The organism is Lysinibacillus sphaericus, assembly GCF_002982115.1.
Classification (GTDB): Bacteria; Bacillota; Bacilli; order Bacillales_A; family Planococcaceae; genus Lysinibacillus; species Lysinibacillus sphaericus.
This window is the reverse complement of the sequence record NZ_CP019980.1, coordinates 341,157-364,619: the sequence shown is the minus strand read 5'-3', so window position 1 is coordinate 364,619 and position 23,463 is coordinate 341,157. Positions and strand designations below refer to the sequence as shown.

Annotated in this window: 28 protein-coding genes; 14 read left to right on the top strand and 14 right to left on the bottom strand. The window is 36.5% G+C overall.

What is annotated here, in order from left to right:
- Window positions 1-33: 33 nt before the first annotated feature.
- On the bottom strand, window positions 34-393 hold the full coding sequence (locus LS41612_RS01835; protein ID WP_024360821.1) for a YybH family protein: 360 nt from the start codon (window positions 391-393) through the stop codon (window positions 34-36).
- A gap of 567 nt (window positions 394-960) precedes the next feature.
- On the opposite strand from LS41612_RS01835, the gene LS41612_RS01830 reads away from it, so the two are divergent.
- Window positions 961-1,344 (top strand): DUF805 domain-containing protein, encoded by a 384-nt coding sequence (locus LS41612_RS01830; protein WP_024360822.1) that lies wholly within the window; start codon window positions 961-963, stop codon window positions 1,342-1,344.
- A 185-nt stretch (window positions 1,345-1,529) separates the two neighbouring features.
- On the opposite strand, the gene LS41612_RS01825 is transcribed toward LS41612_RS01830, so the two are convergent.
- Window positions 1,530-2,489: a proline dehydrogenase family protein gene (locus LS41612_RS01825; RefSeq protein ID WP_024360823.1), complete on the bottom strand. Its 960-nt coding sequence runs from the start codon at window positions 2,487-2,489 to the stop codon at window positions 1,530-1,532.
- A 114-nt stretch (window positions 2,490-2,603) separates the two neighbouring features.
- Here LS41612_RS01825 and pdxR point away from each other — a divergent pair, with 114 nt between their 5' ends.
- Window positions 2,604-3,995: a MocR-like pyridoxine biosynthesis transcription factor PdxR gene (gene pdxR, locus LS41612_RS01820; RefSeq protein ID WP_024360824.1), complete on the top strand. Its 1,392-nt coding sequence runs from the start codon at window positions 2,604-2,606 to the stop codon at window positions 3,993-3,995.
- Window positions 3,996-4,134: 139 nt separating this feature from the next.
- On the opposite strand, the gene LS41612_RS01815 is transcribed toward pdxR, so the two are convergent.
- The 4 genes from LS41612_RS01815 to LS41612_RS01800 all read right to left on the bottom strand — a co-directional run bounded on the left by LS41612_RS01815 (window position 4,135) and on the right by LS41612_RS01800 (window position 8,169).
- A complete protein-coding gene (locus LS41612_RS01815) occupies window positions 4,135-4,920 on the bottom strand; it encodes a hypothetical protein (RefSeq protein WP_024360825.1) in 786 nt (261 codons plus the stop codon).
- A 160-nt stretch (window positions 4,921-5,080) separates the two neighbouring features.
- Window positions 5,081-6,712 carry a ribosomal protection-like ABC-F family protein gene (gene abc-f, locus LS41612_RS01810; protein ID WP_024360826.1) on the bottom strand — a complete coding sequence of 544 codons (1,632 nt, stop codon included), beginning with the start codon at window positions 6,710-6,712 and terminating at the stop codon, window positions 5,081-5,083.
- A gap of 481 nt (window positions 6,713-7,193) precedes the next feature.
- Window positions 7,194-7,574, bottom strand: coding sequence for a hypothetical protein (locus LS41612_RS01805; RefSeq protein WP_024360827.1), 381 nt, complete (start codon window positions 7,572-7,574; stop codon window positions 7,194-7,196).
- Window positions 7,575-7,659: 85 nt separating this feature from the next.
- On the bottom strand, window positions 7,660-8,169 hold the full coding sequence (locus LS41612_RS01800; protein WP_024360828.1) for a DNA-deoxyinosine glycosylase: 510 nt from the start codon (window positions 8,167-8,169) through the stop codon (window positions 7,660-7,662).
- A gap of 292 nt (window positions 8,170-8,461) precedes the next feature.
- On the opposite strand from LS41612_RS01800, the gene LS41612_RS01795 reads away from it, so the two are divergent.
- The 4 genes from LS41612_RS01795 (at window position 8,462) to LS41612_RS01780 (ending at window position 13,351) form a co-directional block, all read left to right on the top strand.
- Window positions 8,462-9,612 (top strand): IS3 family transposase gene (locus LS41612_RS01795; protein WP_105928880.1). Its coding sequence is split into 2 segments (ribosomal slippage): window positions 8,462-8,735 and window positions 8,735-9,612, totalling 1,152 coding nucleotides; the frame shifts between segments, so codons are not numbered across the junction.
- Between the two features lie 99 nt (window positions 9,613-9,711).
- Window positions 9,712-11,223, top strand: coding sequence for an ATP-binding protein (locus tag LS41612_RS01790; protein WP_051147769.1), 1,512 nt, complete (start codon window positions 9,712-9,714; stop codon window positions 11,221-11,223).
- Window positions 11,220-11,930: a response regulator gene (locus LS41612_RS01785; RefSeq protein ID WP_024363997.1), complete on the top strand. Its 711-nt coding sequence runs from the start codon at window positions 11,220-11,222 to the stop codon at window positions 11,928-11,930. Before LS41612_RS01790 ends, LS41612_RS01785 begins: the two co-directional genes overlap by 4 nt.
- Before the next feature lie 98 nt (window positions 11,931-12,028).
- Window positions 12,029-13,351 (top strand): CitMHS family transporter, encoded by a 1,323-nt coding sequence (locus LS41612_RS01780; protein ID WP_024363998.1) that lies wholly within the window; start codon window positions 12,029-12,031, stop codon window positions 13,349-13,351.
- Between the two features lie 48 nt (window positions 13,352-13,399).
- On the opposite strand, the gene LS41612_RS01775 is transcribed toward LS41612_RS01780, so the two are convergent.
- Window positions 13,400-14,191: a DUF2268 domain-containing putative Zn-dependent protease gene (locus tag LS41612_RS01775; RefSeq protein ID WP_024363999.1), complete on the bottom strand. Its 792-nt coding sequence runs from the start codon at window positions 14,189-14,191 to the stop codon at window positions 13,400-13,402.
- Window positions 14,192-14,300: 109 nt separating this feature from the next.
- Here LS41612_RS01775 and LS41612_RS01770 point away from each other — a divergent pair, with 109 nt between their 5' ends.
- Window positions 14,301-14,567 carry a hypothetical protein gene (locus tag LS41612_RS01770; RefSeq protein ID WP_024364000.1) on the top strand — a complete coding sequence of 89 codons (267 nt, stop codon included), beginning with the start codon at window positions 14,301-14,303 and terminating at the stop codon, window positions 14,565-14,567.
- Between the two features lie 74 nt (window positions 14,568-14,641).
- Here LS41612_RS01770 and LS41612_RS01765 read toward each other — a convergent pair whose 3' ends face one another.
- Window positions 14,642-15,334, bottom strand: a complete 693-nt coding sequence (locus tag LS41612_RS01765; protein ID WP_227665478.1) for a polysaccharide deacetylase family protein — start codon at window positions 15,332-15,334, stop codon at window positions 14,642-14,644.
- A 410-nt stretch (window positions 15,335-15,744) separates the two neighbouring features.
- Between LS41612_RS01765 and LS41612_RS23630 the strand changes: the two genes are divergently transcribed.
- The 4 genes from LS41612_RS23630 (at window position 15,745) to LS41612_RS01750 (ending at window position 17,492) form a co-directional block, all read left to right on the top strand.
- Complete coding sequence (locus LS41612_RS23630) at window positions 15,745-15,867, top strand: hypothetical protein (protein ID WP_255313814.1); 123 nt, start codon at window positions 15,745-15,747, stop codon at window positions 15,865-15,867.
- 229 nt (window positions 15,868-16,096) lie between these two features.
- Complete coding sequence (locus LS41612_RS01760) at window positions 16,097-16,399, top strand: YunC family protein (protein WP_024364002.1); 303 nt, start codon at window positions 16,097-16,099, stop codon at window positions 16,397-16,399.
- 33 nt (window positions 16,400-16,432) lie between these two features.
- The gene (locus tag LS41612_RS01755; RefSeq protein WP_024364003.1) at window positions 16,433-17,083 is read left to right on the top strand and encodes an SIMPL domain-containing protein; all 651 of its coding nucleotides are present in this window, start codon (window positions 16,433-16,435) and stop codon (window positions 17,081-17,083) included.
- A gap of 154 nt (window positions 17,084-17,237) precedes the next feature.
- On the top strand, window positions 17,238-17,492 hold the full coding sequence (locus tag LS41612_RS01750) for a hypothetical protein (protein WP_024364004.1): 255 nt from the start codon (window positions 17,238-17,240) through the stop codon (window positions 17,490-17,492).
- 83 nt (window positions 17,493-17,575) lie between these two features.
- Here LS41612_RS01750 and LS41612_RS01745 read toward each other — a convergent pair whose 3' ends face one another.
- From LS41612_RS01745 to LS41612_RS01735, 3 genes are all read right to left on the bottom strand, one after another.
- Complete coding sequence (locus tag LS41612_RS01745) at window positions 17,576-17,734, bottom strand: DUF1540 domain-containing protein (RefSeq protein WP_069508156.1); 159 nt, start codon at window positions 17,732-17,734, stop codon at window positions 17,576-17,578.
- Window positions 17,735-17,838: 104 nt separating this feature from the next.
- Window positions 17,839-18,453 (bottom strand): methyltransferase domain-containing protein, encoded by a 615-nt coding sequence (locus LS41612_RS01740; protein ID WP_024364005.1) that lies wholly within the window; start codon window positions 18,451-18,453, stop codon window positions 17,839-17,841.
- A gap of 45 nt (window positions 18,454-18,498) precedes the next feature.
- Complete coding sequence (locus LS41612_RS01735) at window positions 18,499-18,939, bottom strand: VOC family protein (protein ID WP_024364006.1); 441 nt, start codon at window positions 18,937-18,939, stop codon at window positions 18,499-18,501.
- A 163-nt stretch (window positions 18,940-19,102) separates the two neighbouring features.
- On the opposite strand from LS41612_RS01735, the gene LS41612_RS01730 reads away from it, so the two are divergent.
- Window positions 19,103-19,519, top strand: coding sequence for a YuzC family spore coat inner layer protein (locus LS41612_RS01730; protein WP_233433826.1), 417 nt, complete (start codon window positions 19,103-19,105; stop codon window positions 19,517-19,519).
- A 263-nt stretch (window positions 19,520-19,782) separates the two neighbouring features.
- On the opposite strand, the gene LS41612_RS01725 is transcribed toward LS41612_RS01730, so the two are convergent.
- Window positions 19,783-19,941, bottom strand: coding sequence for a DUF1540 domain-containing protein (locus LS41612_RS01725; RefSeq protein WP_069508162.1), 159 nt, complete (start codon window positions 19,939-19,941; stop codon window positions 19,783-19,785).
- A gap of 214 nt (window positions 19,942-20,155) precedes the next feature.
- A complete protein-coding gene (locus LS41612_RS01720; RefSeq protein ID WP_024364008.1) occupies window positions 20,156-20,929 on the bottom strand; it encodes a Cof-type HAD-IIB family hydrolase in 774 nt (257 codons plus the stop codon).
- A 475-nt stretch (window positions 20,930-21,404) separates the two neighbouring features.
- Between LS41612_RS01720 and LS41612_RS01715 the strand changes: the two genes are divergently transcribed.
- Both LS41612_RS01715 and LS41612_RS01710 read left to right on the top strand, forming a co-directional pair.
- Entirely contained in the window at window positions 21,405-22,097 is a 693-nt protein-coding gene (locus tag LS41612_RS01715; RefSeq protein ID WP_024364009.1) for a DUF2225 domain-containing protein, read from the top strand.
- Between the two features lie 22 nt (window positions 22,098-22,119).
- A complete protein-coding gene (locus LS41612_RS01710; RefSeq protein ID WP_024364010.1) occupies window positions 22,120-22,473 on the top strand; it encodes a hypothetical protein in 354 nt (117 codons plus the stop codon).
- Window positions 22,474-22,579: 106 nt separating this feature from the next.
- Here LS41612_RS01710 and LS41612_RS01705 read toward each other — a convergent pair whose 3' ends face one another.
- Window positions 22,580-23,413, bottom strand: coding sequence for a MerR family transcriptional regulator (locus LS41612_RS01705; protein WP_024364011.1), 834 nt, complete (start codon window positions 23,411-23,413; stop codon window positions 22,580-22,582).
- Between the last annotated feature and the right edge of the window lie 50 nt (window positions 23,414-23,463).

Below are 23,463 nucleotides of genomic sequence, written 5' to 3'. Positions count from 1 at the left end.
ATTGCTACTAATTCAAGTGGTTTTAAGGTCACCTTAGCTACTTAAATGTTCGTGAATAAGTTTCCACTCATTATTCATAACAGTAAAAATATTCGTTGCTCTCCCGCTACCTGATACAAATGTGCCGTTGTGATAGCCTTCATAATGGTATGTATAGATACATGTAGCGGCATTTTCATCAGCAGTAAGCCATTGTACATTGGTTGCACGATAAACCTCATCTTGAATAACATGCCATGCATGCTTGAAATAAGCTTCTATTTCTTCTAGCGACGTGCATGTTCGATCCGTAAACCAATAAACCGCCTGTGGATGTAATAATGCTTTGACGTTGTTAAAATCATGTGTATTTGTTGCGTCAATATAACGTGATAAAGCTTGTTGATAGCCCATTTTTATACCTCCTTCTGCGAAGTTGTGTAGGGTATAACTGAGTTGTGTTCTGACAAAGTAGTTACTTGTTCAAGAATTATTCATTCAACAATTTTTTACTGTTGATACTAAAACTCATTTTTATTCTTCGTTCTCTGTTTTCATGTACCTCTTCGCCTTAAACTAGTTTAAGCTCAATTTTACTATCACCATCTACTTCTAAATAACCATTTTACTATATAGCAAAGAAAAACATGAGCACTAGAAACGGTTTTCTAACCATGTATCTACTGTAATAGATACATGGTATTCTAGTAGTTCTTCAACATTATTCTAATTGACTTATATTGTATTTAGTATAACATATAATACATATTAAGGAAAAAATGCAACCTATTTCATAACAAGCATTATTAAGATTAAGAAAGAAGTTGATTTATTGAATTTCAACCATTAAAAATAATGATTAACAACCTTTGGGAACAACAACAGTGAAAAGTCTTATGTTAGATGAATCAATTAAATTCTCTATACATCCTTCTCTCTTAAATATAAACTATTTTAGATTTCTAGTAAGGAGACATTTTGATGAAGTGGTTTGTACATGCCTTGAAGAACACATTCAATTTTAGTGGTCGCGCTCGACGACAAGAATATTGGATGTACTACCTTTTCGGAATTATTATTTCATTTGTAATAGTAATGATTGAAGAGATGCTAAATCTCAAATTTTCACCAGAGGTGGGAATACTCAGCACGTTGTTTGGAATAATCTTTATGATTCCTAGTTTGTCTGTGACGGTCCGCCGTCTTCATGATATAGGGCGCAGTGGAGCATGGATTTTAATCATTTTCATCCCCTTTGGAGCAATCGTACTATTTGTATTTACAGTGCTTGATAGTCAGCCACAGACAAATCGTTGGGGTCCAAGCCAAAAACCTTTACAGTCGGATTCTTCATATAGTGTGTGAGTATCTACATAGTCTAAACATACTTGCAAAACATAATATTCTATGAACATATGAGCGTCCTTGCGGTTGCACGGGCGTTTAACGATACATATTATTCTATAACGTCATTGTAAAATCCCATCCATTCAATGCACTTTTCTCCTATGTTTCAACTTTCAAAACACCCTCTGAAATAATTTGTTTCATCAATAGCCTTGATTGCTATCTAGTAATGATGTACTTAACATATCTGTTACTGCTAAATATAAGTTTTCTGGGTTTTCAGCAAGACGATGACACAAGTATAAATACCACTCTTGCCCATATGGCAGATATACCTTACAGTTATATCCCTTTCGCTGTAAACTTCGAATTAAATCTGGACGAATGCCATAAAGCATCTCGATTTCTACATTTGATTGGTGAAAATAGTGACGTTGTTCCATCTCTTGTATAAGGGCTTCATCATGGGTTGCTATTGAAAAAGGATGATTCCACTTGATTAACTGATCTATAAATTGTAGATAGCGACGATTCAATGCTTCTGACCTCTCCATCGCCATAGTACTTGGCTCTTGAAATGCCCCTTTGACTATTCGTATCTTTCCAGGATATTGAACAAGCTCTTGTAAATCCATTTCAGTGCGGTATAAATGAGCTTGTACGGTTATTCCGATATTGTCGTATTGCGCCGTTATCTTTTTATAAATGTCGAGAATAGCATCTGTCTTTGAAGATTCCTCCATACTAACCATTAAAATAATGCCATGCGTATTAGCATGCTGAACAAGTTGAAGCAAGTGTTTATAAGCAATTTCCTTGTCTATAGACAGTCCTATATGCGACAAATCAAACGATACGGTTTGCTTCAAAGACAGCGTACCCATTTCATCAATTAGCGTCATAAATTCCTTCACAGCCTTTTGACATTCCTCAAGATGCACAGTATTTTCGCCTATAAACTCCAGTGAAACTTGATAATCTTTCGCTAATAAATTTTCTGCTACAGCAATGGCGTCTGCTCTAACTTCCCCTGCCACATATCTTTTTGCGGCTTTCAACAATAATGGATACAGCTCTTTCGATTGTTGAAATGCATCTTTCATTTGATTATTTCTTGCAGCCGACTTCAATGCTTCCATAACTAACTCTTGTGGTTTTTTCATCTATTCATCTCCTGTGTATTATTTAAAATTACTCTATCATGGTAATATTGGTAAAAATAGAGCCACTTATTATACATTTTGACGGTACCAATTTTAAGAAGGAGTAAAGCAAACATGTTATGGATACCTATAAATAGAGCGTTAGATATACCATTAAATAAACAGGTCTATCGACAAATTCGTGAAAAAATTTTAAATGGAACATTACAAAGCGGGGAGAGATTGGCTTCCACACGTAAACTTTGTTCTGAATTAAATGTTTCCAGAAATGTCATATTAGAAGCCTATGAGCAACTCGTGGCAGAAGGATTTTTAGTTTCCCATAGGGGCTCAGGTACATTTGTTGCAGATGGCGCCCACTTAACTCTATCTAGCAAAGAAACTGTTCAAAAAAAGATAGTAAACAAAACAACAGCACCAAAAATTGATTTTCGTTCGGGCATACCTGCGTTAGACTTATTTCCCCGGAAAACATGGGCTAAATTATCCCATAATATCTGGAACGATACGAATCCTGCCATTTTTGGTTACGATCAACCCGAAGGTCGATATGAATTAAGAGAAGAATTAGCCAACTATTTACTACGAACGAGGGGTGTTGACTGTCATCCAGATCAAATTGTTATCACCTCAGGCGCTACACAAGCATTGACTGTTATCACTCGATTATTTTTGTTAGCAAATGATGAAGCGATTATGGAAGACCCCATTACAAATGATATTCAAACGATATTTAAATCTTCTGGAGCTTCTATTTATGCTATTCCTGTCGATCAATGCGGTATGCGAACAGCCTTACTACCGCAAGATCGACAGCCAAAATTCATCTTTATTACCCCTTCTCATCAGTTTCCATTAGGGGGTACTTTACCAATCCAACGCAGAATTCAATTAATAAACTATGCAAGGCACAAAGAATGTTATTTGGTAGAGGACGATTATGATAGTGAATTTAGGTATGAAGGTCCTCCTGTAAGTTCATTGCAAGGATTAGACCCCCATCGTGTGCTTTACATTGGATCTTTTAGTAAAATTCTTTCACCCGCATTAAGAATTGGTTATTTGGTTCTCCCAATAGACCTTGTTGAAAAATGCCGTCAGCTTAAATGGTTTTCTGACTTACACACACCTTCGATAGATCAGCTTATTCTTGCTCGTTTTATTAAAGAGGGTTACTTAGAACGACATATTGCAAAAATGAAAAAGTATTATAAGAATAATAGAGATTTTCTTATCGATTGTTTACATACAACTTTTTCAAATAAAATAAAAATTTTAGGCTATTCCACTGGATTGCACCTCGTTGTAGAAATGCAAAACATTCATTTCTCAAGCGCATTACTCCAAAAAATTGAGCAATTTGGTGTGAAAGTATATCCCGTAGAAGATCATTCCATTAGTAAAGGGAAACATAACAATCAAATTATTTTAGGATTCGGACATTTAAAGAAAGATGAAATACAAGAAGGCATAACGCGTTTATTTCGTGCAATCTTTCATAAGTAAAAAGAAATGAATGCTCTTAACACCAAGTTCGCATAACTTGTCGCATTTGAATTGGTAAAATGCATAATTAACATGGCTATTACAAAAGCTAATAAGTCATTAAAAACCCCTGAGCGTACTTGCGCTCAGGGGTTACTTATTATTGCTTAAAAGCTGTTGCCATTGCAAGTGCCTTCATCGGGTCCTTAATGGAATCAAGCGTATAGACAAGCTTTCCATCCTGCCATACGATTAAGTTTCCTGTTTTATAAACATCTAAATGTACCATACCGTGTTCGTGTGGGATTGGAAGTGTATGGGATTCTAAATATTGTACTGCTTGTTTTGCCAGCTCTACTCCAGCTTCTGGATTATCTGTTCGGGTATGAGTTGCTATTGCCCATCTTCCTTCATTCCAACCAATCCATAACGAGCCTGCGCCTGCATCCTGATAACCAGTCATATTGAAGCCAAGCGGAACTTGTTGCCCTCCATTTTTACTAAATTCTTCATAAGCAATCTGTTCGCTTGCCTCATCTATACTGTCATAGAGCTTTACAGTAAGTTTGGCAATCGCAGTTGCGGCCGTTGCATTTTTTAGCTTTACATCATTAACCGGAAGATACTCTTTACTTTCTAGAAATAGAACTTCAGCTTGTTGTTCTTCACTTTTAGTTGTTGCGGTTAAAAAAGCTCCTTCCGTTAGTGGAACATTCGTTGGCAAAACAATGGCTAGTTTTGTTCCAAGTTGCTCCTTTATGGTTTTCAATGCTTCTGCCTGCGTTAAAGAAGAGACTGTGTCTTTAGATGTTGTTTCAGAAATACAAAGTTTATTTTCGTTCCATTGATGGTCTTGTTGTGTATCTTGCTTACTATTCGTATCTCTTTCAGTACATGCGCTAATGATACTAATCGTTAGTATAGTTATAAAAAATAATTTTTTCATCTAGACACCTCAATATTTGCTTTTTATCTATTACGTCCTAATTTTTCGAGTGTGCCCGAAGATTTATGACATTCATAAGAGTCTCCAACTTATAAAAGCGAGCAATTGTTTACTGAAATTACGTTAATGTTCCCCACTTTTTGCTGTCTTAAACGTCAAACTAGCGGAGTTCATTAATTTGCTTCGTCAACTCATTAAATTTCCGATCAAGCACAGCATATTCCTTATCTTTGGCGGTTAGAAAGCTAAGTTTGCCAAGTATTTCTTGTCTTTCATTTTCTAACTTTAGCCGTTGTGCACTTGTATCATTTTGTTGCTGTGGTATGCTCTCTCTCCATTTTTTCACGATTCCTTTATTTTCAAGCTGCCACACAATATTTGTTGTTTTCTCAATAAAATAGCGGTCATGCGACACAACGAGCAATGTACCTGTATATAGCTCCAACGTTTTCTCTAATTGCTCTCTTGAAGGCAAATCAAGATGATTCGTTGGCTCATCTAAAATTAGAACATTCTTTTCTTCTAAAATATACGCCATCAACTTACACTTCACACGCTCGCCCATACTCATATTGCCAATAGGTGCTGTCCAATGACTTGCAGTAAACCCTAAATGTTTCATGACATTGCGGACTTTCCCTCTTTCCTCGAATGTCTCCTTGTGAAAATATTGCTCTGGTGTAAGATTCAATGGCAAATCGAATACATCCTGCGTTAAATAGCCGATAGTAGCTGCCGGTGAAATCCACAAATCACCATCTGCTTTTTCTTGTCCTGTCAGCACCTTCAATAAAGTCGTTTTGCCACTACCATTTGGACCTGTAATGGCAATTTTATCACCAAATTGTATTGTCATTGTTAGATCTTGAAATATAAGACGCTGACCAAAAGATTTTGTTACATGCTTACATTCTAAAAATCGTTTGCCTACTCGCTGGTTTGTCTCTACTGAAAACCGCACTTCCTCTTCTTGCTTAGGCGGCTCAACTTTGTTCTTTGCTAACTCTTTTTCCAAGCGCTTTTTCTTTGATTTTACTTGTGCATCCATTCGTTTTGCTTTTACTCGGTAAAACTCTTTAAAGCTCTCCTGCTTGGTCGATTGTGCATGTGCCTTTTGCGACCAAGAGGATAGCTCGTTCATCTGCGCTTCAATCCGTTCAATATTCTTTTGCTGCTTATCATAGGCGCGTTGTTGCGCTAGCCTTTGTTGCTCTCTAGCCGCTATATAACTTGTATAATGCCCGCTATGTTCGAGCAGTTTACCATCTTCCAAAGACCATATTTTAGTGGCAACTTCGTCTAAAAAATAACGATCATGAGAAACAACAATAATTGTACCATCATATTTTTTTACTTGAGCGATAAGCATCGCTGTACTTGTTTCATCTAAATGATTTGTCGGTTCATCCAACAGTAGTAATTGCGCATGTTGTGAAAAACCTCTTGCTAGTCGCCTTTTCAGCTTTTCTCCACCGCTTAATGCTGCAAACTCGATGTTTGGTACATGCCATTTGGCAAGTAAATCCGCTTCTTCTGCGCTTACTTCCCAACTGTCTATAGTTGCTTGCTCTTGTTCCACATAGGCCATTTTAACATGCTGCAACGGCACTAGCTGTCCTGCCGTAGGAGTTAGGATGCCTTGAATAAGCTGTAATAATGTCGATTTGCCAGCTCCATTCTTTCCTATAATACCAATGACTTCGCCTTGTTTTACTGTTGCTGTCACCTGTTCAAAAATCCGTATGTCTCCTACCTCATACTGTACATTCTGTATTTTTAAAAGTTCTTTCATTTCATCCGTTCCTCTCTATATAGAGGGACAAAAAAATCCCTCCAATTATTTTGGAAGGATTAGTCGCGAAATATCAAACACAAAAAAGCTCAATGTTTGAGCCTTATTATGAGATGCTCCAATACTAAAAATGCCACACCAAGCGCGTTCGTACGGTAATTTGCATTTTTAGTATACGTTCAACAATAGCAGGCGTTTGAGCCTACAATCGTGCACTTTATGGAAAATGGGCAGACTAATCCTATTTTTGATTCATTGAAATATACATTTCATGTGCAAAAAATAAGATTAGTTAATCATTAGCCACCCATCGTCCCTTCATGTTTAGTTACAATTATTGTAACATCAATTACTTAAAAACAGAATACATTCGCTTCGTATTTTCATCTCGCGCCTTTTAGAAAATCGCTATGGCACAATGCCCACTTAAATTTCGGCAGTTTTCTACATGCTCCATTCGAATCCCTACGATTTAAATCCATTATCTAAAACATTCAAACGAAAGAATATGGTCTCTTGCTAATGTACGGAAACGCCATCCATATCTATTACTCCATCGGAATCCCGCAATAAATTCTCTACCTATGACTGTAGGGAAAAACCAAAAATTTCTTCCGTTGTTCATCCATAAATACGTGTTTCTAAATAAACACGATTGAATGCCATTTGAGCCACCATGCCACGCGGGCATAGGTGGAGCAAAGTTTGGTGGAGCACTCATTGGCATTTGCCCAGAAGACGGTGGTCCAAAGTTTGGTGGTTGGCCCATATTTGGTGGTGGTCCAACTGGCGGAATACCTGGAACATTCCAACTCGGACCTCTGAAATTTTCCCCATAATTATTATTTGGATATAAATTCAATACAAACTCCCCCCCCTTTTACATATTTCACTATATGTAAGGGGGCGAAAGTCGCTTGAGCAATTAGCCTACCATATGACCTCGTTTACGTTAAATACGATTGCATCACTCGCCAATCCGCTAACTTTTCGTCGAAGGATTTTATATTTTTTCCAGGGATTGGGCTAGTCGATGGCATCTTTTGATAGGCTCGTCCATCTAAAACCTCAACACCAATATGCTTTTTAAACACTTCAAAAGCTTTCCCACCATTAAAAAGCACAAGTTCTATATTTGGATACTGTTTAAAAAGCGTTTTAAAATCATTTGGTTTTTCATTGCGAATGGCGGCATCTAAGCTACCCTTGCGCTCACACGATTCGATGGTATCCCAAAGACCAATCCCATTTTCCTTTAGCAACTCTATTCGCATTTTATAATCTTCCGGTATTGTTCTATTTACTATTTGCCCAATAATAGCCCAAAAGTGATTGCGCGGATTGCCATAATATTGCTGTTTCTCTAATGAGAGCTTTCCTGGCATTGAGCCAACAATAAGCACCTTTGTTGAAGCATCAACAACAGGTGGCAGTACATTTTTCACTTCATTTGACATAGCCATCACCCCTTGCTTTTATTGTAACGCTAAGTATTTACAGCAAAATTCTTTTTATGATTAATTTAGCCACTATAAAATGACTCGAACTCTTTATTTGGTGTATGCTATTCTATTCCCAAATACGCTCTTTTTACAAGATGGCAAACGAAAACTATCTAGAGGTGAAATATGAGAAGTTTATTCCAGTCTCTAAGGAACTGACCCCAATAGGTATAGACAAATAAAAAAAGCATCTTCGATTGAAATTCGGGTATAGATACTTAAATTTCAATTTGGAGGTGTTTTTTCTATGGGAACAAGAGTGAGTTATCCCTATGAAGTAAAAATGAAAGCGATTAAGATGCGATTAGCGGGTGTACCTGTCAAACAGATTCTATTGGAATTAAATATACGCCATAAAACACAGGTCGAAACATGGGTGCGTTGGTATAGAAATGGTGAAGTCAATCGTTTGAAACAACCTGTAGGCAAACAATATATCTTTAATAAGGGTCCTGAACCGGACAATGAACAAACGAAATTAGCATTGGAAAACCGTTATTTAAAGCAACAAATTGAGGTGCTAAAAAAGTACGCAGAGTTGGAGAGGAAGTGGTTGGAGAAGTAGCAGTACAGTTAGTTGCGTCACTAAGAAGCATGATGTCTGTAAAGGACATTTGTAAACACTTTGGGATTGCACGATCTACCTACTATCGTTGGAAACAGGCATCAACCGATGCAAGGTCTCGTCAAGCAATAGAGAGACGTATCGGTGAACTCTGTCGAGCAAATAAATTTCGCTATGGCTACAGAAAAATTACAGCACTCTTACGTCAAGAAATGTGCGTCAATCATAAAGTGGTTCAACGTATCATGCAAAAATATGGTTGGCAATGTCGCGTGAAAGTGAAAAAACGGAAACGAACAGGACAACCTTATGCAATCGCAGCAAATTTATTAAATCGCGATTTTGAAGCCACCGCACCGTTACAGAAGCTCGTAACTGATATTACTTACTTGCCATTTGGTCAAAAACAGTTGTATCTTTCAAGTATTCAAGATTTATATAATGGTGAAATTATTGCCTATTCGATTGGAGACTGCCAAGATACTGATTTTGTGCTGGATACATTAGCTCAACTTCATCATTTGCCCGAAGGGTGTACGTTGCACAGTGACCAAGGGGCGGTATACACATCGTATGATTATCAACAGGCCGTAAAAGCAAAAGGCATTACCATGAGCATGTCCCGTAAAGGTACGCCCGCTGATAATGCCCCAATCGAATCGTTTCATTCTGTGTTAAAGTCTGAAACATTCTACTTAGACAATTTGAACAGTACTACGACGGCCATCGTAGAACAAACTGTCAAAGACTATATAAACTATTATAACAATAACCGAATTCAAACGAAACTAAACAACCAGTCGCCGGTTCAATACCGACAACTGGTTGGGTAATGCTTTTTTGATTACTGTCTTATATATCGGGGTCAGTCCCTAACAGTTAAAATGATTTTTTTAATGTCGATTTTAATTTTAATGATATGTGGGCTCTTTATGTATCTATTGCAAGAACATATACGTGATACAACAGAAAAGCAAATAGGCGTGGAAGCATTGAATATTGCTAAAACAATCGCTTCTATGGAGGAGATTATTACAGCATTCGAGCATGAAAATCCAAGTGACATTATCCAACCAATCGTCGAACCTTTAAGAGAGGAGATAAATGCAGCATTTATCGTAGTTGGCAATGCACAAGGTGTTCGTTATTCCCATCCCGCAAAAGATCGAATAGGACATCCCATGGTCGGTGGGGACAATGATGCTGCATTACTAAATAAACAAGCCTATATTTCTAAAACGGTTGGTTCCTTAGGTGAATCAATCCGAGGTAAAGCCCCTATTATGATAGACGAAAACATTATCGGTGTTGTTTCTGTCGGTTTTTTAACCGCGCATATCGATACAATCATCAAAGACCATCTTATGAAGTGGCTCAATTACACAATTATTATTCTTTTCATAGGTATACTTGGGGCAATCGCCATCTCTCTTTATATTAAAAAATTATTATTTAATATGGAACCAATCCAAATTGCTAAATTATATCAACAAAACAAAGTGATTTTAGAAACGACGGAAGAAGGGATTATTGCTGTCGATCATTTAAATCAAATTACCACTATTAATAAAAGTGCATACGGAATGCTAGATTCTACTCACAATCAATCCATTTCAGCATGGATGGGAACTAAAATCGAGCACATTTTCACACCTAAAATCGTTGCAGAACAACATATTCATAACTTAGAGCTAACACTCAATGAACATATTATCATCTTAAATAAAGCGCCTTTAGTGGAAAAGAAAAGGAAAATAGGTTCTTTATATACATTTAGAAAAAAAGTAGACATCCAAAAAATTATTGATGAACTGAAACAAGTCAAACATTATGCCAATATGCAACGCGCCTATACACATGAATTTGCGAATAAGCTTCATATTATTCTAGGTTTGCTATTTTCTAAACATTACAATCAGGCAATTGAGTACATTAAAGAACAACGAAATATTCATCTTAAACATCAAGCTTTTCTAAATAATAATGGCACATCCCCTCTACTCCTAGCATTAATTCAAGGGAAGCTGGCAGAAGCAACGGAACTGGGCATTAAACTCGAGCTGAAGGAAATTCCCCCATCTATGAAATTATCTAAACTTCAGGAGGATGCTATTCTTACAGCACTTGGCAATGTTCTTCAAAACGCTATTGAATCTTTAAAAAACTTGCCGTCCTCCGATAAAATAATTCAATTATCTATTAACGATTATAAAAATCATTATTTATTGGAGATTCAAGATAACGGCCCCGGTATTGACCACAAGCTGACCGATAAAATTTTTGCGAAAGGTTTTTCAACAAAGGAAGGCTTAGATCGAGGACATGGCCTAACAATCAGCAAAAAAGCTCTCGAAAAAATAAATGGAGATATTTTATTAGATGCTGGAGATTTATCAGGAGCGTGCTTTTTAATAATCGTTCCTAAAGGAGGTAAGCGCTTATGACAACAGCCTGCACAAGTGTATGGATTATAGAAGATGACTTTAGAGTAGCAAACATTCATGCAGATTATGTTCATACAATAGGTGGTTTTACCGTTACTGAAAATTTACGGACTGGGCAAGAAACGATTGAAAAGCTAAAACAATCCACCAACTTACCAGCGATTATTTTAACCGATTTGTATATTCCTGATGTCGAAGGGAGCTCTTTAGTACACCATATACGGCATCATTATCCTGCCATCAACATAATCGTTATTTCTGCTGCAACAGAAAGAGATTTAATAAAAGATGTCATAGATTTAGGCATTTTAGATTACTTAATTAAACCTTTTGAACAACAACGACTTCATCAAGCGTTTAAAAAATATTTGCATACATTTCATTTATTTCGACACACATCAAACTTCACGCAAGTTGACCTTGATTCCATATTTTATCGTGAATCTACTGCTACAGAAGATACCTTTGTAAAAGGCATTGATTTACACACATTACAAGCAGTTAAAGAGGTCTTCGAAAAAATAAAAACCAAGGAACTTACAGCCTCACAATTGAGTGAAATCATCGGTTCTAGTCGTTCAACTGCCCGCCGCTATTTAGAATACTTAGTTGGTGAACAGTTTTTGTACATCAAACCGATATACGGAACAATTGGTAGACCTGAAAGAAAATATATATACTATGGAACTTATGAACAAAATGAATAGTATGTATCTTATCTAACTTATGACCATATTATTCCCTCCCTATTTTCAGCATGCTACCTTTTAGTAGTCAGAATACTCAATTAAAGGGAGGGGTTTTTTTGAGCTTAAGTATCCTTGGTTTCATCACCATTATCGTTATTATTGCCTTATTAATAAGTGGGCGTGTCTCGCCGCTTGTTGCAATGGTTATTCCACCGATAATCGCTACTTTTATCGCTGGCTTTCGTTTCGAGGAATTAGGGGAATTCTTTAGTTCCGGACTAAGTTCTGTGATGAACGTAGCGGTAATGTTTATCTTTGCTATTATCTTCTTTGGTATTATGCAGGACGTTGGATTATTTGAGCCATTGATCAACAAAATGATTGCGCTTACAAAGGGGCGTATTGTTGTCGTTGCTATTGTAACTGTACTAATTGCTGTTGTGGCTCAACTAGACGGGTCTGGTGCTTCTACATTTTTAATTACGATTCCAGCACTATTGCCTTTATATTTACGCTTGCGCATGAATCCATACTTATTACTTTTATTAATTGCTGGAGCTGCAGCAGTGGTGAACATGGTTCCTTGGGGAGGTCCATTAGGGCGGGTGGCTTCCGTGTTAGAGGTGGATATCACTGAACTTTGGTATCCGTTAATACCCATTCAAATCATTGGTGTTCTATCAATGTTAGCTTTAGCCTTATACCTTGGCTTTAGAGAAAAGCACCGTATTCTGAAGCAATACGGCACACTTGATTTTACGCATGACGACCAACATATTACACAAGGTGTTGTGTCATCCGAAGTAGACCTATCTTTACGACGACCAAAACTATTGTGGGTGAATGCAGTAATTGCTGTCATGGTAATCGGGGTTTTAGTCGCGGGTATTGTACCGGCAGCATTAGCCTTTTTAATCGGGGTAGCTATTGCTCTGCCCATTAATTATCGTACACCTAAAGAACAAATGGAGCGCGTGCGGACACATGCTCCGAATGCGTTAACGATGGCGTCGATTATTATTGCAGCGGGCTTATTTTTGGGCATACTAAATGGCACAGGCATGTTAAATGCTATTGCCAATAATGCTGTCAATATTTTACCGGCAGGACTATCATCTTATTTGCATATTATTATCGGTATATTAGGTGTACCCTTTGATTTATTATTAAGTACGGATGCCTATTATTTCGCCTTGCTTCCTGTAGTTGAACAGATTGGTTTATCTTTTGGTATTGACTCTCTCTCCACTGCATATGCCATGATTATTGGTAATATTGTCGGTACGTTTGTTTCACCACTTGCCCCTGCTGTCTGGTTAGCTTTAGGCTTATCTGGTTTAGAGATGGGAAAACACCTAAAATACTCTTTCTTTTGGATGTGGGGTTTAAGCATTGTTTTACTAGGCATTGCAATAGCAATAGGGATTATTACCATTTAAATTAGCAGTAACCAGTTGTCGATTTGTGTATCGACAACTGGTTTTTAGTTATACCGAAAATATAGAACCCTTAAGTATTTCTTCAGAATGTTTTTCATGTAACTTATTTGATGCATGCTTTTGTATATATGTTCGGACCATTTCATAACCAATACAGTATCCTATATGTGAAGGAAGCCTCCCACCATATAAAAACTCAATATGATGATCTAAACCTTTAACATTCATGTTAGGCAAAAAGTATGTCTTCCATATAGCTAACATTTTGTCCGTAGAATAATCTTTCAACCAAGGCGCTAACCATTTCGCACCGTATAATTCATCCACTGCACATTCCGCTAAGCCCTCTATAATTAATGAATCTAATAGCGTTACTTCCTCTAATGATTTGTTTAAGTAGTGCAGTCGACAAACATGATTATACTCATGTGCAAATAACGCCTGTAACTCTTGCCTTTCTAATTCTCCTATAAATAAAAATAGAGCATCTGGATAGGCAACTCCATTTTTATTTGTGACACTTTGCTCCTGTGTTAGAGGAAAAATATAGATGGGTATATCAGGCCCGCTCCATTTCTTCTTTAAATAGAACAATTCCTCTCGTATAATTTGCCAAGCATTTTGCGCTTGCAGGCTTTTTATATCGATATTTTCATGCGCTCGAAACAACCCTTGTTGTTGTAGTTCAAATTGGATTTGTTGTGGCGTTCCACCTTTAAAATGGTCTAGTAATCGGCTACAAAGAATCGTACATTGTAAATCTTCAAACTCTCTACTATGCTTCAATTTCCGACTAGTTTTGAACTCATGTAGCCAATCATCTGTTGATATTACCGACATTCACGCACCCCCTTACGATAGCTTATGTTTCCAATAGACAATCGGCTAGTGATAAATGTATGCAACGGCATATATTAACTTGTAAGGACGTAGAAAGGAGGAGATTCTTGTGAATCCAACTGATTGTTATAATCTTTGCTGTAAATATCACGGTAAACGTGTAAGAATTACTGATACATCTGGCAATGTTCATGTTGGAAAAATAACGAAAGTGGATAGAAAACAGGTATGGGTTCTACCTGATAGACAATATAGAGGATACGGCTTAGGTCTTTGGGGTTGGGGATTTAGACCAGGATTTGGCGCTGGACTTGGCATTGGTTTTGCATTTGGAGCAATTGCTGGTATTGCGTTGGCACCTTTATTATTTTTCTAATCTATAAATACCTAGAATATCCGCTTCTTATAGAGAAAAATAAGCCATTTCAATATAATGAAATGGCTTATTTTTTATTGAATTTTCTCTTGTTGCTGCTTTTTTTCAATTAATTCTGATACTGTTACAAATGTATAGCCCTGTTTTTTTAAGGTTGGTATGATTTCTTCTAGGGCTTTAATCGTTTGAGTGCGGTTGCCGCCTCCATCATGAAACAAAATCACATCTCCTGGTTTTGTTCCCCCTAACACCTTTTGGACGATTTTATTCGCCCCTGGCTCTTTCCAATCCTGTGTATCTTGATGCCAAGACCACATGACTACTTTATAACCGTTGTTTACAGCAGTATTGATCATCTTTTCAGTATAATTGCCACCCACAGGACGGAATAAAACAGGAGAAAAGCCAGTAATACTATAAATCATCTGGTTTGTCTGCCTTAGTTCTTCCTGTAAATCAGGAATTGAAACTTTATACGGGTGAGAGTACGTATGATTGGCTAATTCATGCCCCTCTTTATAAGTTCGTGAAACAAGCTCTGGATACTTTTCTGCATTTTGACCAATAATAAAAAATGTAGCCTTTGCTTCATACTTAGCTAAAGTATCTAGTATTTTTGCGGTGTATTTTGGATGTGGACCATCGTCAAAAGTTAAGGCAACGATTTTATCCTTTGTATCTATATCCCAAACAACTTCACCAGTCTTCTCATATTCACTACGTCCTTTTTCTGCAGAGGTACGCATGTCTGTTAAACATATCGACATGAATAATAAGCAAACCGTCAAAAACAATACATTTTTACGTATCACAGTATCACCTCCCATGTTTCATTCGCATATTTCAGCTCATCTTACTATTTACGAAAGCCGCTAAATTATACTATTGAGGTGCTACCTGTTTTTACTTAAACCCTTTAAAAAGATATGTTAAAAAACCAATTAACAAACAATTTCTTCATCATTCACAGTTTTTACTTAAATTTATTTCGCCCATCTTTATTTTTAAATAATTTTCATTTACGCAACGTCAAATTTTGAACGAAATGTGAAACCTTTCATTTAGCCCTTTATTTTTTTGAAAATCAGTGTAAAATAAAGGGCATAACTGATATATAACAATTATTCAAAATAACACAACTGTTATACTACAAATTGACAACAAAGGGGATTTTACAATGTGGGTTATTACTGTTTTTGAGCAAGATACATTCCGTATGTTCGAGTACACTACGCAAGATGAGGCTAAATTAGCGCTAAAAAATATAAAACAAACAGCTATGCTTTCATATACAAAATAATCAGTGCCTGACACTGACACAATTTATCTATTGAGAAATTAAAATCCACGTAGCTTTCTGCAAAAATGCACCCTACGTAAGACGCAACAGGCCTCACGCTAGCGAAGGTTGCGGCTTACTTCGTGCACGCAAAAGCGCAGTGGATTTTTTTCGCTTTAGAATTTTAGTAGAAATATTGAACACCTTTTTATCTATTGCCATATGTATAGAGAGAAAAGGAGTGATGTTCATGGTGACAATTGAACCTATTATGATTAAAGGTCATTTTTTCACTGCTGTGATTGTGCATTTACCAAAAACAACGTTATTAACTATATCTAATGATACAGGCTACATCATGTGTGGTGCATTAGATGTCGGTCTTTTAAATAGTCGCTTATTAGATCGAAAAATTGTGGCAGGTCGAGCGGTTGGCGTGAAGACGATAGATGAGCTATTAACCGCCCCTCTTGAATCTGTTACATTTGAAGCGGAGCAACTAGGTATATTTGCAGGAATGACTGGTGTAGAAGCATTGTTAAAAATGATTTAACATGCTAGAAACCAGTCGGGAGGTGGGATTCAAATGTATTACACACATGCCCAGGCACAAGTACCCCACACATCGCGAGTAATGACTGTTAGCGGAAATGGAAAAGTAGTCGCTAACGCTAGTTATGTCCAGCTTCAAATAGAGGTCACGACACAAGGCGAAAGTGTACAACAAGCGCAGCACCAAAATGCTAGCTCTATGAATCGTGTTATTCATGCTCTTTTGGCGTTATCTATCCCAAGAGAAAACATTCAGACCGCCGCCTATACGATTACACCTATTTATGATTATGTAGAAGGTAAACAAATGTTTAAAGGCTATGAAGTAGTAAATGCTATCACGGTAAAAATACCTGATACCAATCTAGTAGGAGCTGTTATTGATACAGCTGTCGAAAATGGTGCAAATCAGATTTCCTCCATCCAATTTAAAATTGAGCATGCGGATGAATACTATCAGCAGGCTCTCAGCTTAGCACTTCATAATGCACAAATGAAGGCGAAAACAATCGCTCAAACGATGCACTTATCTGTACAGCCACAACCGATTGAAATCATCGAAGAAAACGATCATGCCCCTGTGCTTTATAAATCAATGGCAATGGCTGATTCATCTATGACAACCCCCATTGAGCAAGGTCAACTAACCATTAGTGCAGCTGTTCGCGTTACATTTCAATACTAAAAAACAAAGCCAGACTCCATTTGATGAAGTCTGGCTTTTTCCTTGTCTTGTTATGTGTGCCATATACGTTCAAGCGAAAGTAATCACTCATGAACTGTAAACGACCTTCATATATTTATTGAGTGTAAAAAGTTGCTGTTTAAAGGAGGATATGATGCAAGCTGAAAACAAACGCCTGCGAATAATTCAACATCTTGCTCATGAAATTATGGATGAAATGAACACTAGGAAAGAACCAATGGAGCTTGATACATTAATTCCTGTGATTGATAATTTATCGCGCGCCATTGGTGACTTAACGGATGCATTTGGCAATTATTCATTGGATTATGTAGAGGAAAAAGTAAAAAATGCACATACCCTATTGTTCAAGAGAGACAAAATAGATATGTACCAATTACGACATTAGAAAATTTTCGCCATCGCAAAAAGTGTTAGAATGACCTCAATCAATCTAACACTTTTTCTCTTGTGCCCCGGCTTCTACCGTCCTTAATGCTCTTCAGGTGTAAATGTTTTGCAATCTGTTTCTTCACTATTGGATGCCTGCTGACCCTTTTGACTAACAACGTAAATAGCTTCTGCCGTACATTTGTTTCCAGAGCCCCAATACGTGCAGTTATTGACTTCACATAAAATCTGTTGTGCCATCGTATCACACCTCCTCTTTTGTTATCCTTAACAAAATTGGTGTATTCAATACTTCAGCTAAGAAATAAACCCAAAATTAACCTAAAGTAAAACTATCACTGTATTTACAATGCTCTTTTTATAGCGACTAGTTTATTGGCTGCGTGACAATGTCTTATATTATTTTCATGCTGATCTTCAAATTGATAGGAGCGATAAAATGCAATGGACCATTGCTCGTATAATTCTCTAATCTCACCTTCTTGACATATGCCTTTGACAAACGGTGCTAAATCTTCTGGAATGTCAACTTCGTCTGTAAATACAGTAATAATATTGATGCCCTCTATCTTGGTATAATCTTGCATTAACTGAATAATGCGATGCCAATCTTCGCGCGCTAAAAAATGAAATAGGCCATGTGAAATGATGCAATCATACGTATCGCTAAACTGATATGTAATAATATCTTGAACATCTGCCTGTAAATTATGTAGCTGGTGCGACGCTTTGTATCTATTTATTTTAGCAATACCTGCCTCTGAAATATCAATGGCTTCTACCTTAAACCCCAGCTGTGCTAAATAAACGGCATGTCTACCATCGCCACATCCTATATCTAAAATGCGTGCATCCGCTGGTAATTTTTTTGCCCATTCCACTACTTCCTCACTAGGATTACCAAAAGCGAAATGCGTATCTGCTAAGTACTCTTTCTCCCAAAATGGTTGCTGCACCATCTCAACCCCTCTGTCCAACTAGTTAAATTTTACGCACGCTATTTATTATTTAATAATTAACATATCCGTTTCATCAAATTCCCACGTATCTCCATATGCAACTTCCCAATAATAACCGTTGGGATCTTGGAAATAACCGCTATACCCTCCCCAAAACACCGTTTCAGGCTCTTTCACAATGTTTGCTCCAGCTTTTTTTGCTAGGGAAAAGATTGCATCGACTTCTTCTTTAGATTTTCCATTATAGGCAAGCGTAAAGCCCGTAAAGTCGGTGCCTGCTTTTGGTGGGTTTTCTTCATTTATATCCTTTGCTAATCGTTCTATAGGAAATAGAGAAATTTTTGTTCCTCCATTATTGAAGAAAATCACATCAGGATTTGTTTCATCTCCATAGACAACCGCCTCAAAACCAAGCCCTTCACGATAAAATGCAAGCGACTCAACCATACTTTTTACACCCAATGTAATTAAATTTAAACGATTCATGCAATAACCCCCTTTTCTCAATATCTATTACTTATTCTATTTTTTTCTTTAATTCCCTTTAATGCAAATCATTATATATGCCTTATGCTCCGTCTTGAAAGAAGAACAGCCTCACACAAAACGTTATGTAACTACATAAGATACATAAGAGATTAGCAAATGGATGGGAGGAAATCCGCTGTATTACAATCCTTATCCGTATTATGTTTATAACCATTATCCAAATTGGGGAATGTCTATCCCACCTACACCCCATCATGTCCCTAGACAACTTGCCATGCCTACCACGACAACAAGCCCTTATCCGCCTATTAATACCATAAAGTTAAAGACGTCAGCAAAAGGGATGCAAACAATTATGCAACAAGTGCAATTACTGACAGAGAAAATTGAGGGTTCTGATCAATTTGCACATGATCTTAAAAACGCCGCACAGCTATCCAATCAAGATGAAGTCCAAAAACTTATTTCTTCTGCTGGAATTACAACGAAGTTTGAAGCGAAATATACGCCAGATAATATTCGTATTGTTTTGAGAGAAGGTGGGTGTTGTAGTTTAGCGTTAGTGTTATATTGGTGACTAAGAGACTTGCTATTTTCGTATCTATATATTCCGACAGAACTTATAAACAATAGATGATTATGCTAAAATAGCTGGTATCACTCATTGGATTATGTGGAGTAAAAAGAAAAAATGCACCTACCCTATTGTTCAAATAGATATAACCAATTACGACATTTGAAAACATCCTCCATAGCATACATTAACGCAAAGCAAAAAAGTGTTAGATTGATTGTCGTCAATCTAACACTTTTTCTCTTGTGCCCCGGCTTCTACCGGCCTTAATGCTCTTCAGGTGTAAATGTTTTGCATCCTGTTTCTTCACTATTGGATGCCCGCTGACCTTTTTGACTAACAACGTAAATAGCCTCTGCAGTACATTTGTTTCCTGAACCCCAATACGTGCAGTTATTGACTTCACATAGAATCTGTTGTGCCATCGTATCACACCCCCCTCAAATCTATTTAAAATTATTCTAAATAATCACAGATAACATTTCAATAATTAAGCTAAAAATCAGGGTTATTTAACTACAATTTTCAAAATAATGCAAAATAAATATATTTACCGAATTATTAATTACTATATAAGATTTATATTAATTTGCTGATATTTCAAATTATTTGATATTTACTGACTATTGACATTTCTTTTTAGATCAACTGTAGTTTGCGCAAGGCGTAATCAATGCCGCCTTTATTCGATGCCATCGTGACCTCATCCGCAATATTTTTTAAGGCTACACTTCCATTGCCCATTGCAATACCATATCCAACTTGCTTTAGCATATCCATATCATTATCTCCATCCCCAAAAGCAATCGCCTCTTTTGGATGTAAATTGAAATAACTAAGTACAGCTTCAACAGCAATTGCTTTTGATACATCCTCTTGTAAAACATTCGTAATCATAGGATGCCATCTTTCAAACTTCAAATTTGGAAATTGTGTTCTATACTTTTTCTCTACCTGTTCATTTACATATAAACACATTAAGTAAACTTGCTCATTTAAAATATTTTTATTGACGGGCGGATATTGTCTTAAAGACAATGTCTCATTCATTGCCTTTAGTGTTGCAGGGTGCTGCACACTATTCATCGATAATTGTTCAGTGAAAAATGACAAGCTATTTTGATGGTCGTCAGCAAAAGCTTTAACACTTTGTACAATAGTTTGAGCGATGGGGCTGGCATAGATGATTTGGTCTCCGTGCCGAACATAAGCACCATTCGCCGTAATAAATGTATCAATCCCTATTTTATGTAAGTCCTGACACATAGATAGTGGTCTACCAGTTGCAGCGACTAATCGAATCCCTTTGTTTTTTAGTGTATGTAAAGCATTCTTGGTACTACTTTCAATACAACCATCCTCATAATTGATCAATGTACCATCTACATCAAAAAAGACGATTTTGCAATCCATACATGTATGCGCTCCTTTTAAATTAACTATCAATAATTTCAATTATTTTACACCAAAAAGAGCATAACCGAAACATCCTTAATCTTTTTAGCCGTTCACAAAGTTACTTTATATTCAGCATATTAATGAATAGTAAAATTATCCTACATGTATTATAATAAACCTACTAAAAGATGAATAACAAAAAGCTCTCTAGGTATGTCTGACGTAATTTTAACAATGTAGGCATAACTATTTAACTTTTCCACATATACCACCGATACATACTATTGCTAGTGTATTTAATCTAACATTCTCTTTACATAAAAATAAAACCATTCATTTGACACTACTTTAATAATGCTAAAGGATTATATCAAAAAACATAGAATTGCTAAAATAGTCGAAAATCCATTAAATATATTGAACGAGTGTTATGTCCATTTAAGTAGAACTAAAGAAATGTTAAAAACTCGACACAGAGGAGTTGATTCATATGGGTTTTAATATTTACTACTACGAAAGTAATGTGGATTGCAAATTTTGTAAAAAGCAATATACAACATATAAAGTACGTCCGAATCGTTATAAAGTAGTCGAAGAACAAACGGATTTTATGCCTGTTTATGAAGGTTTAAATCCATTGCTGTATGAAGTTGCTGTATGCCCACATTGCGGATATGCCTACCATAAATCTATGACGAGAACTTACGGACCTTTCATGCTACTAATCGACGAACTATATATTAAAGAACTACAAAAGCCCATGAACATCTGTCAAGAACGGACTATCGAAGATGCTATCATAAGCTACAAATTAGCCTACCTCGTTGCAAAGGCTTCTATGGAAGAGGCACTATTAATGGCTAATATCGCACTGAAAATAGCCTGGCTTTACCGTTTAAAAAATGAAAGCGAATCTGAAATTCACTATTTATATGCTGCGAGAGATTTTTACAGTAAATCTTTTGCATCCAATCAAGAAGGCAGCGAGCGAATTCTATATTTACATGCAGAATTAAGCCTTCGCCTCGGCGATATTGGAGAAGCCAAAAAAGGATTCTCACGCTTGATTGGGGATCGCAGTGTTTCAAATAAATATCGAAAATTAGCACGCAATCGTTGGGAAAACTACAAATATGACGAACACCCTCACAATGTCATTGAAAATAAAGAAATCATTAAATAACTAGATAAAGGAGAGGAATAAAATGCTACTTTTCGAAAAAAAAATAGACGCTCGAGAAGAGGATATTTTCTCGGAATTACATCATTTTTTACTACGGAAAAATAATCGTCAATTAACAAATGATGAAATTGTTGCATTAACAGGTATTTCATCTGACTTACTATATAAATGGGTAAAGACAGGAAAATTAAAAACATCTATCTTCCCTAATCTTGGTGCACCATGTGAACGTTGCGGTAAAATTACACAAGCTAAAATTTGTGTTAACTGTGCCTCAACCATCGTTAATACCTTAAAACAAGAAGAAAAAGACGAAGCATGGTTTAATAAAATTCAACGCAACAATCCAAGAGCGAACGCTTACCATTACAAATAAACTTGCATGCAACTGCTAAGGGCTTTTACATATAAAAAGAATCTACTCACTTTGCGGGTCAGCGGCCGCAGTGTCGTAGATTCTTTTTATGTAAGCAGCCATTATGCTAGTTCGCCTTTTTTGTTATTTCCATCATAATTTTTGTTACATACTCTTCTTCTCGATTTTTAATCACCGCATCATAAATATATTCCTCATATACATACTGCCCCAGCTCGTAGCCTCTTTCAGCCATAACCTTAAATAATCGTTCGTACGTTTGTCCAAGTTCTGTTGATAACCCGAGATGATAGCCAATAATAAAGTCCCCTTCAATCGCCTTAAAATAAGGATGCCCTTCCTGCGGATGTGGTTGCTCCATATACAAGTAACAATAATTATCATAGTTCCCTGCTAAAACTTGCTCTCTTCTAGTAATGCCACCAATCGGATAACCTGTATCAAGCTGCGAGCGATCCAATTCATCAATAAAATCCGAGACCGCCTTAACAAACTGTTCTTCAGTGGAATCTTCAATATTTTTACTTAAATACAATGTTTCCTCTGGAAAATGACCAATCGTAATACTATCAAAATCTGTCTGCAAGGCGTCCTCTGTTGTTTCAATTTTCACTTCTATAATACTCTCTATCATTTCGAGCTCTTGCCGCTTCTTTGCTACAAGCGCTTTTTGCTGATGCATTAACTCTAAAAAATTTTCAGGTGATTTATCTGCCATATACTTTTGAATATCTTTTAACGACATACCGACAGTCTTTAACAATTCGATGACGCTAAAAAAATCATACTGGGCAATTGTATAATAACGATAATCTTTATGATCTTTCATAATAGGTGATAACAGGCCGATTTGATCATAGTAAATCAGTGTTTGTTTATTAACCTTACACAGTTTGGCAAATTCGCCAGTTGTAAAATATTTTACATTTTTATTAAGCATTTTAAATTTCCTTTCTTGACTATATAGTTACTATATACTTTAGATTGTAG